11 protein-coding genes and 2 pseudogenes are annotated in these 10,915 nt (G+C 69.6%); 4 read left to right on the top strand and 9 right to left on the bottom strand.

Features of this window, described 5'->3' with window-relative positions; translation table 11 throughout:
* The first annotated feature begins 173 nt into the window (after positions 1 to 173).
* Positions 174 to 752, top strand: a complete 579-nt coding sequence (locus ACZ7L1_RS29250; protein ID WP_471441190.1) for a TetR/AcrR family transcriptional regulator — start codon at positions 174 to 176, stop codon at positions 750 to 752.
* A gap of 134 nt (positions 753 to 886) precedes the next feature.
* A complete protein-coding gene (locus ACZ7L1_RS29245; RefSeq protein WP_471441312.1) occupies positions 887 to 1,153 on the top strand; it encodes a DUF6207 family protein in 267 nt (88 codons plus the stop codon).
* 203 nt (positions 1,154 to 1,356) lie between these two features.
* On the opposite strand, the gene ACZ7L1_RS29240 is transcribed toward ACZ7L1_RS29245, so the two are convergent.
* The 5 genes and pseudogenes from ACZ7L1_RS29240 to ACZ7L1_RS29220 all read right to left on the bottom strand — a co-directional run bounded on the left by ACZ7L1_RS29240 (position 1,357) and on the right by ACZ7L1_RS29220 (position 4,622).
* A complete protein-coding gene (locus tag ACZ7L1_RS29240) occupies positions 1,357 to 2,508 on the bottom strand; it encodes a hypothetical protein (RefSeq protein WP_471441188.1) in 1,152 nt (383 codons plus the stop codon).
* A gap of 172 nt (positions 2,509 to 2,680) precedes the next feature.
* Positions 2,681 to 2,788: pseudogene (locus ACZ7L1_RS29235) on the bottom strand (ACT domain-containing protein); the annotation flags it as partial.
* 17 nt (positions 2,789 to 2,805) lie between these two features.
* Positions 2,806 to 3,177, bottom strand: a complete 372-nt coding sequence (locus ACZ7L1_RS29230) for a phage holin family protein (RefSeq protein WP_471441310.1) — start codon at positions 3,175 to 3,177, stop codon at positions 2,806 to 2,808.
* Positions 3,178 to 3,334: 157 nt separating this feature from the next.
* On the bottom strand, positions 3,335 to 4,384 hold the full coding sequence (locus ACZ7L1_RS29225) for a YihY/virulence factor BrkB family protein (RefSeq protein ID WP_471441186.1): 1,050 nt from the start codon (positions 4,382 to 4,384) through the stop codon (positions 3,335 to 3,337).
* 61 nt (positions 4,385 to 4,445) lie between these two features.
* Positions 4,446 to 4,622: a hypothetical protein gene (locus ACZ7L1_RS29220; protein WP_471441184.1), complete on the bottom strand. Its 177-nt coding sequence runs from the start codon at positions 4,620 to 4,622 to the stop codon at positions 4,446 to 4,448.
* A 625-nt stretch (positions 4,623 to 5,247) separates the two neighbouring features.
* Here ACZ7L1_RS29220 and ACZ7L1_RS29215 point away from each other — a divergent pair.
* Both ACZ7L1_RS29215 and ACZ7L1_RS29210 read left to right on the top strand, forming a co-directional pair.
* Positions 5,248 to 6,654, top strand: a complete 1,407-nt coding sequence (locus tag ACZ7L1_RS29215; protein ID WP_471441182.1) for a hypothetical protein — start codon at positions 5,248 to 5,250, stop codon at positions 6,652 to 6,654.
* 139 nt (positions 6,655 to 6,793) lie between these two features.
* Positions 6,794 to 6,898 (top strand): annotated as a pseudogene (locus ACZ7L1_RS29210) (type B 50S ribosomal protein L31); the annotation flags it as partial.
* 46 nt (positions 6,899 to 6,944) lie between these two features.
* Here ACZ7L1_RS29210 and ACZ7L1_RS29205 read toward each other — a convergent pair.
* From ACZ7L1_RS29205 to ACZ7L1_RS29190, 4 genes are all read right to left on the bottom strand, one after another.
* A complete protein-coding gene (locus ACZ7L1_RS29205) occupies positions 6,945 to 7,337 on the bottom strand; it encodes an SCO5389 family protein (protein ID WP_471441180.1) in 393 nt (130 codons plus the stop codon).
* Positions 7,338 to 7,384: 47 nt separating this feature from the next.
* On the bottom strand, positions 7,385 to 8,344 hold the full coding sequence (locus ACZ7L1_RS29200) for an ATP-binding protein (RefSeq protein ID WP_471441178.1): 960 nt from the start codon (positions 8,342 to 8,344) through the stop codon (positions 7,385 to 7,387).
* 238 nt (positions 8,345 to 8,582) lie between these two features.
* Complete coding sequence (locus ACZ7L1_RS29195; protein ID WP_471441177.1) at positions 8,583 to 9,824, bottom strand: PP2C family protein-serine/threonine phosphatase; 1,242 nt, start codon at positions 9,822 to 9,824, stop codon at positions 8,583 to 8,585.
* A 466-nt stretch (positions 9,825 to 10,290) separates the two neighbouring features.
* Positions 10,291 to 10,914, bottom strand: coding sequence for a GNAT family N-acetyltransferase (locus ACZ7L1_RS29190; protein ID WP_471441308.1), 624 nt, complete (start codon positions 10,912 to 10,914; stop codon positions 10,291 to 10,293).
* Between the last annotated feature and the right edge of the window lies 1 nt (position 10,915).

The following is a 10,915-nucleotide window of genomic DNA, read 5'->3' as shown; positions in this document are numbered from 1 at the left end:
TCGAAGCAAGCGTGCGGCTTCTCGGACCGAGCAGTGGCAGTTGGCGACTGCCGCAGTGTCGCGTCCACAGCTATGGTGAACGTAAGCGGACAGGTGTCCACTACAGGAAACCTAACGGACAGCTGTCCGCTTAGCAAGGGCCAGGTTCGGTCACGAACCATCGAGGAGGACGAGTGCCGCAACAGAAGGACTCACCCCGGCGCTCGGACGCACAACGCAACCGCGAGCGCATCCTGCAAGTCGCTCTCGCCGAACTGTCGCACTGCGCGGACACCCCGCTGAGCGCGATCGCCAAGAAGGCCGGCGTCGGACAGGGCACGTTCTATCGCAACTTCCCCAATCGCGAGTCACTCGTCCTCGAAATCTACCGCCATGAAATGCAGCAGGTCGCGGACTGCGCGGACCACCTTCTCGCGACCCGGGCACCCGATGAGGCCTTGCGCGCCTGGATGGACCGGCTCTCCGAGTTCGCCATGGCCAAAGCCGGACTGGCCGACGCGATCCGGCAGGTGACCGGCACACCGGGCGGCCCGGCGAAGCCGTCCCCCACGCCAGTGGCCTCCGCGGCGGAACGCCTGCTCCGCGCCAACGAGGAAGCCGGCACCATCCGGCCCGGAGTCACCGCGGACGACTTCCTCCTCGCCATCACAGGTCTGTGGCAGCTCGATCCGCACGACGACTGGCAATCACGCGCCACCCGGCTCTTCGACCTGGTCATGGACGGCCTGCGTACAGGAGCGCCCAACACGTGAGTGCCGCGCCGCCGACGGCGGACGAATCACCCTCTCTTTTGGCATGCCCATACCCACGTGATCGGATCTATGGCTGAACAGTCTGACGAGACCGCGTTCGCGGTCCAGGAGTTGCTCGCCGTTCGCGCCGGCGGATCGCGTCGGCGGACCGTACGACCCGGGAGCCCGGCGAGCCGGGCGTGTGGCTGCGCTGCTTCCTGGACCTGCGCCAGGAACTCGCCTTGGAGCACCAGGAGGAGGGGCGATCTTGCCCCGGTGACCGGCTGACTCAGCCGTGGACGCCGTCAGCGGCAGCGTGGTCGGGGTCCCCTTCGCCTCGACCGCGGGTCGGACCAAGGCCGGTCCGTCCCGCGGCGGTCACCCGGGCAGCCGATGGCCCGGGTGGAAGGCATCGTGCGTGACGTGGACGCTGCCGGAGCCGATGCTGGCCACCCCCGTGTCTGATCCGGCTCTGCTACCGGGGTGGGCCAGCGAGCCCCAGTGAGACGGGTTCAGGGCCCTGCTCTCCGTGGACGCGAGCCGGGTGGTGGTGCGTTCGAGGCGCGGAACCGAGACGGCGGCCTCGTTTCCGGTGCGGCGGTCGGCGGACGTCGGGCGGTGGCCGCTACGCCGTGGTGTGGCGGCGCCTGCGGACGACGTACACACCGAGCGCGGTGAGGACCAGCAGGCCGCCGGACGCGCCGAGCCAGCCGGTGCCGCGGCCCGCGGTGACGCTGCGCTTGGCGACCGGACGGCCAGTGACGATCAGCTGGCCGGTCCTCTTCACCCGGCCGTGGTGCGCGACCACGGTGACCGGGTACGTGCCGGGCGTGACACCGATGCGAACGGTGGCCATGGCGTAGTAGCGCGGGTCGTCGCCGTCCGCCGCCTTGGTGTCGTCGCGCCTGAGGTTGACCGGTTGGGTGAACGCCGGGGAGGCGGCGGAGAGTCGGTTCTCCTCGCCGGGGTCCGGGTACGTGTCCTTCCACAGCACGTAGACCCTTCCTCCGGCGCGGACCCGAAAGCCGTGCTCGCGGGCGGTGTCGAGGTCGAACGTCGGGGAGAAGGCCGGACCGCGGGCCTTGCCCAGGTAGTCGCTGTCACCGGGCCGTGCCGCCCGTACCGTGAGGGACTTCTCGGCGACCCGGCGGCCATCCGGTCCGTACAGGTCGAAGGCGTACGTACCGTCCTTCACGTCCGGGCGGAGGTACGGCCGGCCGGTGAACAGGCGGGGGGTGTAGTGGTCGTACTGGTTGTCGTGGACGAGCCGGACCGGATCGGCCAGTGCGGTGGAACGCACGGTGAAATCGGTACCATTCTCTCCCGGGTACAGGTCGTCGAACTCCGTGCCGATCTGCTCCCCCGGCCGGGCGGCTGTGCCGTGGAGAGACTGCACCTCGAACGACGGACGCTGGGACGGCAGGACCCGTATCTTGTTCTGGGCCACGGCACGGTCACCGATCTTCGCGACGAGCGGATACACACCCGGCTTGTCGGACATGGCCAGCGTGGCCGCCGCGTCGAAGCGACCGTCGTCGTCGGACCACTTCAAGGCGACCGGGCCGGAGAACGCCGACGAGATGGCGGTCACGGCCTTCGATCCCCGCGGCACCCCCTCCAGGGACAGATCCACGAGTTGCCCGGGGCGGGCCCAGTCGCTGCCGAACATCTCCACGTCGAGCTTCGGACCGGAAGCGGCGAACGCGGTCCCCGTAGAGACACAGCCACTCAGCAGGATCCCCGACACCAGCGCGGCCACTCGCCTGGCCCATCCCATCGCGCTCCCCTACTCGTCGTGACGGCTCCCGCTGCCCGTCGGGGCCCGTCGCACATGCAGACGTTAGAAACGGGACAGTTGGTTGTCCGCCGGACACAGCAGGCGCACAGTCCGTGGCCCGCCTCTGTGAGGCGGGCCACGACGGATACGGCGAACCGGGCGGTCGGTCCGACAGGTTGACCGCGCAGGCCGAGGTGACACCGATCTCCTCGGCGATCTCGGCCAGCACCGGCTGTGGAATGGAGTCGTCCACGGTCAGTGCGACCAGTGCGTCGCCGCCCTCGTGAGGCGGCTGGGTCATCGGTGTGCGCTCTCCTTGATCTCGGCCACGTCGGCCTTCACGTTCTCGTCCGTCTGCTCGGGCGTGGGCGGCGCGGCCTGGTCGACCTGCTTCTTTCCACTCATGGCCAGCACCGCGGCGATCACACCCAGCACCGCGGTGACGATCAGCCCGGCTGCCCACACCGGAAGCGCCACCGCCAGTGCGGCGATCACGGTGGCGACCAGCCCCTGCGCCATCAGGAAGCCGACCACGCCGGCGCCGCCGAACAGGCCACCGCCCTTGCCGTAGTGCTGGCCCTTCTCCTTCATCTCCGCCTGCGCCAGGCGCAGTTCTCCGCGCACCAACTCGGTCAGCTGCTGCGAGGCCCGCTGCACCGGTTCGCCCACCGGCTCCTGGCCCAAGCGGTCCGCGCTGGGGCGGGACCCGGCATGGTGCGGCTGCGCGCTCGACACGGCGGTCGCCTCCCGTCCCTCTTAAGTTCCTGCAGGCCGGACTGCGTCATCGCGGCCGCGGCGCCGCATCCCAAGATCATCGGCTAGCTGGTCAGCCCTCACCCAGCCGACGTCGGTCGTCCTCGTCCCACTTCCGAGTGTCGCGAGGCTGGGTGTACGGCTCGGTGTCCGGTGGCAGGCCACCCGCGATGGCCCGCTGGCGTACGGTCTCGGCGTCGAATTCCAGACCCAGCAGGACGGCCAGGTTGGTGATCCACAGCCAGACGAGGAAGACGATGACGCCGGCCATGGTGCCGTAGGTCTTGTTGTAGGAGGCGAAGTTCGCCACGTAGAACGCGAACCCGGCTGAGGCGATCATCCAGATCACCAGGGCGAGGAAACTGCCCGGGGTGATCCAGCGGAAGCCCTTCACCTTCGCGTTCGGGCTCGCCCAGTACAGAATCGCGATCATGATCGTGACCAGGAGCACGAGGACGGGCCATTTCGCGATCGACCACATGGTCAACGCAGTGTCGCCGATCCCCAGCGCGGCTCCGGCGTGGCGGGCCAGGCCGCCGGTGAACACGACGATGAGCGCACTGACCACCGCCAGCACCATCAGCACGACCGTCACGCCCAACCGCACGGGCAGGATCTTCCAGACCGGGCGGCCCTCGGGCATGTCATACACGGCGTTCGCCGCGCGAATGAACGCGGCCACGTAGCCGGAGGCGGACCACACCGCCAGTGCGATGCCGACAATGGCCATGAGGGAGCCGACGCCGGCGTTGCTCTGCAGCTGCTCCACGGCCTGGGTGATGATGTCCCGGGCTGAGCCGGGAGCGAGCTTCTTGATGTTGGCCAGCACTGCGTCGGTCGCGGACCTGCCGGTGATGCCCAGCAGTGACACGAGTACCAGCAGCGCCGGGAACAGGGACAGCACCCCGTAGTACGTCAGGGCTGCCGCGCGGTCGGTGAGCTCGTCGTCCCTGAACTCGTGCAGGGCGCCCTTGAGCACGCCGCCCCAGGCCCGCTTGGGCAGCTTGGCCGGTGTGTCCGGTGCCCGGCGCTCCACCTCGGGCCCGGGCCCGGCTTCCTCGGGTGCCGGCGCCTCGTCGCTGTCGTGGTGTGCTTTCCGCCCTGGAAGATGCAGCCTCGCCATGCCCGTCGGGTAACCCCTCACGACCCCGCCTATGCCACCAGGGCGCCCCATGCGCGCAGCGTCAGGCGTTCAGGGCGTCACGGAGGGTGGGGTAGCAGCCGATGATCTCGTCGAGGCCGACGAGCTGCAGCGTGCGCAGCACGGACTCGGCCGGGCCGGCCAGGCGCAGCCAGCCGCCGGCGCCGTCGGCGGTCCCTTTGGTCTCCCTCGAACCGGCGGCCACAGTGCCGTCAACCACTCGGCGAAGCGTGGTCGGCTTCCTGCGGTGACGCTCGCTGAACGTCCTGGTTGACTGGGCAGCCGCTAGAGCGGGGCACCGAACCATCAATCCTCGCCACGGTGAGGGCAGCGGCCAGTTCCCGAATGGCCGTCATACAGGCAGCGCCATAAGGCTGAGCCGCACCCGGACACGGTGCCGGTCACCCCGGCGCCGGGCGGACCAGATGGATAACTGGGTTCCATGCAATCAGATGAGTCGCCCGCCCTCATGTTGCGGCCTCGAAACGTGCCCGGCGTGCCCGGGCCGCGGGGAGGTCACGACAACCCCCACGGACAGGTGGGGATTGCCCCGGACGAGGCCGTCACCAGGCGGCCGAACGGGTCGACTCACCGACCCATTCGGAGGATTGATGCACGTACTCCGTGCCTTGCATTCGATCGTTGCCGTCGCCTCAGCAGGAGCGGCGCTGGTGGCCTCCCCGGCGTGGTCCGCCACGCCCACGGCCGCAGCCGCACACAAGCCGGCCGTCCACGCGCACGCCTCTTGGTCTCCTGACTCCGGCCCCGCAGTTCACCATGACACCTCGCCACCGTTGCGTGATCTGTGGCAGAGACCCAGACCGCTGCGGTCCGTCCCCCGCGACATGCCCCCCAGAAAGGTGCCGCACCCGTCCCTCACCAAGACCGCCGGCCACGATCGGGTGGTGCAGAACCACAACGGCAGCCGGGGCCGGATCCGGCTGGGCGTCAGCTTCGAGGGCATCCGGGAGGGCGGGGGCGTCCCACCTGACCCCAACGCCTCGGTAGGCTCCCGCCAGATCATGGAGATCACCAACTTCGAACTCGCGGTGTACTCCAAGTCCGGTGCCACGCTCCTGGGGCCGCTGACGACCCAGACCCTGTTCAGCGGGTTCGGCGGACCGTGCGAGAACGCTCCGACCACCTCCCTGGGGGACCCCGAAGTCCGCTGGGACTCCCTGGCCCACCGCTGGGTCATCAACCAGTTCGCCAGCGACCCCGTGACCAACACGAATCGACTGTGCGTGGGCGTCTCCCGCACCGCGGACGCCACCGGCGAGTACTACCGCTACGACTTCGGGTACCAAAACCTCCCCGACCACCCGAAGTTCGCGGTGTGGCCGGACGCCTACTACGTGATCGCCACCGCCAACCCCGCCGGGACGCTCTTCGAGGCGTGCGCCTGGGACCGGCACAGGATGCTGCGCGGAGCCGACGCCGACCAGCAGTGCTACACCGTCCCGGCATCCACCATCCCGATCGGCTCGGACCTCGACGGCACGACCCCACCCCTGCGGGGCGAGCCCAACCTGCTGATCAACCTCGGCCCCACCGGCGACAGCCTGCAGTACTGGCGGTTCCACGTCGACTGGGCCGACCGGGCCCGCACCACTCTCACGGGCCCGGAGGAGCTGCGGGTGGCCCACTACACCCCGGCCTGCGAGAGTACCGACCCCCACCAGTGCGTCCCCCAGGCCGACACCACCCAGAAACTGGACTCGCTCTCCTACTCCCCCATGTACCGGTTCGCCTACCGCAACTTCGGCGACCACGAGTCCCTGGTCTTCAACCACGCGGTCGACGCCCCCGGCGGCGTGGGCGTGCGCTGGTACGAACTCGGGCTGCGCCACGGCCGACCGGTCGTCCGCCAGCAGAGCACCTACGCGCCGGGGCCCACGTACCGGTGGATGGGCTCCGCTGCCCAGGACAAGGAGGGCGACATCGCCCTGGGATACTCGCACTCGTCCTCCCAGGACCGCCCCTCGATCCGCGTCACCGGACGCCTGGCGCACGACCCGCGGAACCTGATGACATTCCACGAAACCACCGTGTGGACCGGCGCGGGCTCCCAGACCGGGAGCAACCGCTGGGGTGACTACACCTCCATGGCGATCGACCCGGTGGACGACTGTACCTTCTGGTACACAAATCAGTACCAACCGGCCGACGGCACCGGAAACTGGAACACCCGCATCGCTTCCTTCCAGCTCTCCGACTGCCGCGCCCACAGCCGCCGGCACGGCCACGGGTGACACCCCCGGCGGGCGGCGCACCGCCGTCCGCCCCGGACCCGCCCGGTCGAGAAAACAGACCTCATCCGCAGCATGTCCGCTGCTCCGCTCCCCGGCCCGTGGCGTCTGTTGATCACTTCCGTGAGGAGCGCTGAGCGCCGTGGAGCCCGGAATCCCCCCGGCCCACGGCCCGGTCGTCTTCCGCGACCGGGCCGCCGACTTCGCCTCCCTGACCCGGTCGACGGCCACGAGCGACAGGACCGTCGTGCCGAACGCCGGTTTGAGCAGCCGTGGTCGCGACCGGCAGTGGTTCAGCAGTCGCGGAACTCCGGCGACTGGTTGAGGATCTGCGCGCGCAGGGAGGTGAAGCGGGTGTGGGTCTCGCCGCCGCGCGCCTCGGGGCGGAAGGCCGCGACACGGTGGCAGTTCTGGAAGGCGAGGGCGATGCCGAAGTGCCGTTCCAGGCTGCCCCGGATCGCGTCACCGGACAGGGCGCGCAGTAGCTGGCCGCGCTCCTTCTCGGACGGCGGCGGGGTCTGGTTGTCGGCGAACTCCGCAGTGGTGGAGCGCAGTTCGTCCGCCAGGCGGGCGATGAGGTCGTAGGCGTACGGCAGGGACGTGCGGACCGTTTCCACGAAGTCCTGCTCCCGCACCTGGCCGTTCTCGGCTTCGGCGAGCATCAGCGGGGAGACGTCGAGTGACATGAAGGGCTGTCCTGTTCTCTGGTTCTGTTCTTGAGGCGGTTGGGGGGTCAGGCGACGGCGGTCAGTGCTGCGGGACCGTGCTGGAAGTCCGGGTCGACCTGGGCGGCGAGGTCCCGGCCGGTGGCCTCGTTGGCCCAGGCGGCGGCGTTGCGCAGGTGGAACTCCACCGCGTGCTTCTGGAACGCGGTCCAGTCCTTGGGGCGGGAGTCCACGGCCGCGCGCAGCCGGTCCAGGGTGCGGGCGTTGTGCGGCTCCAGCTCGCCGTCGCCGCGACCCTGTTCCTGGGCGCGGACGTAGGAGGACTGCTCGCAGTGGGCGAGCAGGTCGTCACCGACGTGTTCCTTGAGGAAGAGCAGGTCGTCCTCGCCGGTGACCTTGTTGCCGACCACGGCGACCGGGATGTCGAACTCGGCCGCATGGTCCCGGTACTGGCGGTACACGGAGAGACTCTTGCGGGTCGGTTCGACGACCAGGAAGGTCATGTCGAAGCGGGTGAACAGGCCGGAGGCGAAGGCGTCGGCGCCGGCGGTCATGTCGATGACGACGTACTCGCCGGGGCCGTCCACGAGGTGGTTGAGGTACAGCTCGACCGCACCGAGCTTGGAGTGGTAGCAGGCCACTCCGAGGTCGCTCTCGTCGAAGGCGCCGGTGACCATGAGCGGGACGCCGCCGACCTCCTGGACGTGGTGGCCGTGGATCTCGTCGTCACCCAGCAGGCGCAGCAGGCGGGAACCGCGGCCGGGCGGGGTCGTCTTGACCATGGCCTCGTGAGACAGGATCCGCGGGTTGCTCCCCCGCAGGTAGTCCTTGATCTCGCCGACCCGCGCGCTGAGCGGCGGCGCGGCGAAGCCCTCGTCCTCGTCGAGACCGAGGGCGTACGCCAGATGCTGGTTGATGTCGCCGTCGATCGCGACGACCGGCGCGCCCGAACGCGCCAGGTGGCGGGAGAAGAGGGCCGACAGGGTCGTCTTGCCGCTCCCGCCCTTGCCTACGAAGGCAACGCGCATGGCCGACCACTCTTGTTGAAAATGGATGTCATAAGCATATGCTGGTGCTGCGGCGGGGCGGTGTCAAATCACTCGCGTCCCAACTCGCCGACTGATCAGGTGGGTTGGGACACCGTGGCGCAAACAGGGGAACGCTTTGACCCATACGGAGGAAACACGGAGATGACCGATACCGCAGGCGGCCGTCAGGGCCGCCCTTTCACCCTCTCAAGGCGGCGCCCCGGCCAGGTCGGTCGGGTCATTTCAGGCGGACGACGACCATGGCGATGTCGTCGCCTGCGCCGCTGGTGAGGTGGAGGCGGGCGAGGAGGGCGTCGGCAAGGTGTTCCGCGCCGAACTCGGTGCAGGTGGCGAGCGTGGAGGTCAGGCGGTTGAGGCCGACGTCGATGTCCTCACCGCGGCGTTCGATCAGGCCGTCGGTGTAGAGGATGAGGGTGTCGCCGGTGGCGAAGGTCGCGCTGGCCTGGGGGCGGGGGACGTGTTCGGTGCGGGCGCCCAGCGGTGGGTCGGTGGCCTGGTCGAGCAGCTCACAAGAGCCGTCCGGGTGCAGCAGGACGGGCGGGGGGTGGCCGGCGCTGCTGTAGATGAGCAGACGGCTGTGACAGTCGACCAGCACCTGGACGGCGGTGGCGGCCAGTGCTCCCTCGACCGAGCGGGCATACAGCCCCAGGACCTCCAGGGCCTGGGCAGGGCCGTGGACGGTGCGCGTCGCGGCGCTCAGCGCGCTGCGGAGCATGCCCATGACGGTGGCTGCCGCAAGCCCGTGGCCGACGACGTCGCCGACCGCGACAGTGAAGCGGCCCTGGGGCAGGTCGACCGTGTCGTACCAGTCGCCGCACACGTTCAGGGCTCCGACCGCGGGCAGGTAGCGCACGGCGACGTCCGGGTGCCTGACCAGGTCCGGGACGTGGAGCATGGCCTCTTGCAGGGCGACGGCGATGCGCCGTTCACGGGCGTGGGCCTGCCGCAGTTCCTCGTTCAGCCGCTGCAGCTGCCGCGCCCGGGCGTACAGCTCGGCTTCCATGGCCGCTTCCCGGCCGGGGCTGACCGACGGCAGGTGCGCGGTGCGACGGGCGCGGACGACATCGGTCATGTCCTCCGACCGGTGGATAATCCAGACGACTTTTCCGTCCACCCCCAGGACGGGCACGTTGATCGCGGACCACCAGCGCTCCTTGAACACCTCCGGGCTGCCGGCGGCCGGGATGTCGTACTTCTGCAACGCCATGTGATCGGTCTGCCCGGAGGTCAGAACCCGGTGCAGTGATGCTTTCAGCGTCGCCACCCCGTCGGCTTCCGGATCGGCGGGGTTGTCGGGGAAGGCGTCGAAGAGGTACTGCCCGAGCAGTTCGGCCGGGCTGCGTCCGGTCACCTCGCAGAAGGCCGGGTTGGCGTCGGCGATCACCAGGTCCGCGCCGAGCACCAGGCACGGGCTCGGAAGGGCGGCGAACACCGCCACGTAGTCGATCTCCGGTATCACACACGTTCCCTGCGAGTCGCTCCTTACTCCAATGTACGAAGTGCCCAGCTCCCGCGCCCGCCGAGCTCGCTCATGGGCATCAGGTGGCGGCCGCACCACCCTCATCCGGCGCACACCCTGATCGGAGCACGTCTCGCTGTGCGGGTGTGTGATGACGGACAGTGAACGACGGATTCACGGCCGCCGTGACACCTTGGTCCGGCTCCACACTGTGGACTGATCCTACGTCCATTACAGCAGGACGGCGGCGTACGGGCCGCCGTCGGCGATGGGGGTCCACCTGCTCGAGCGGAGCCGAGAGCTTGGGGGAGGTTCTGGTGGCCGGCCGCCGGAAGTCGATGTTGCTGAACGCCTTCACCACTCGCGCGCCGGCCAGGTTCCGCTGCACCAGCTCGGAGCCCGGCCCGCCGGCAAGGCCCTGGAGCCGGCAGCCCCGGTCGACTCGGGGGAGGGCCGACCGGGGCGGTCAGGGAGCGGGAGCAGGGGGCGTTCGCCTGTCGGCGAGTGGCGGTACCCGCAGTGAGAGGTCGCGCGTCCGTACGTGGAGGTGACCGGCAAGGGGGTAGGCCGGCGGTGCCGCGGGGAGGAACCTGGTCAGGGCGTACCGGCTCTTCTGCGCGACGCGGCATGACGCTGCGTTGTCCACTTGATGCAGGAGTTCGAGGCGCGTCAGTTCCTCACCGGGGAAGGCGCTGAAGGCCCAGTCCGTCAACGCCTGCAGTGCTCGGGGCGCCACTCCCCGGCCGCGCGCATGCGCCGCGGTCCAGTAGCCGACCTCGGCGGACGAAGCGCCCGGTGCGACGATCTTGAGGACCACGTGGCCCGCCAACCGTCCATCGCCCCCTGCGGTTTGGGATTCGATGACGGCAAATGCGAAGCGGTCTCCCCTCTCCCACCCCCGTTGCTGGTCCTGAATCCACCGTCCCGCGCTCGCCTCGTCGTTCACGGCTGAGCTCGTCCATCGACGCAGCGCGGCATCCCGATACAGCTCGACCAGGTCGGCAGCGTCAGGCGGGCTCCAGGAACGAAGTATGAGAGCGGGGGTTGACGGTGTGGCGTCTGCCTTCAGTCGTGCAACGATCTCGTCCATC

This window comes from Streptomyces sp. NPDC107546, from assembly GCF_055639175.1.
The sequence above is the reverse complement of the archived record's forward strand: the minus strand, read 5'-3'. Positions and strand labels throughout refer to the sequence as shown.

Excerpts from the sequence above, each read along its gene's own strand:
- ACZ7L1_RS29240 (WP_471441188.1), bottom strand. The coding sequence starts at position 2,508 with ATGGGATGGGCCAGGCGAGTGGCCGCGCTGGTGTCGGGGATCCTGCTG.
- ACZ7L1_RS29225 (WP_471441186.1), bottom strand. The coding sequence starts at position 4,384 with ATGGCGAGGCTGCATCTTCCAGGGCGGAAAGCACACCACGACAGCGAC.
- ACZ7L1_RS29215 (WP_471441182.1), top strand. The coding sequence starts at position 5,248 with ATGCCCCCCAGAAAGGTGCCGCACCCGTCCCTCACCAAGACCGCCGGC.
- ACZ7L1_RS29205 (WP_471441180.1), bottom strand. The coding sequence starts at position 7,337 with ATGTCACTCGACGTCTCCCCGCTGATGCTCGCCGAAGCCGAGAACGGC.
- ACZ7L1_RS29200 (WP_471441178.1), bottom strand. The coding sequence starts at position 8,344 with ATGCGCGTTGCCTTCGTAGGCAAGGGCGGGAGCGGCAAGACGACCCTG.
- ACZ7L1_RS29190 (WP_471441308.1), bottom strand. The coding sequence starts at position 10,914 with ATGGACGAGATCGTTGCACGACTGAAGGCAGACGCCACACCGTCAACC.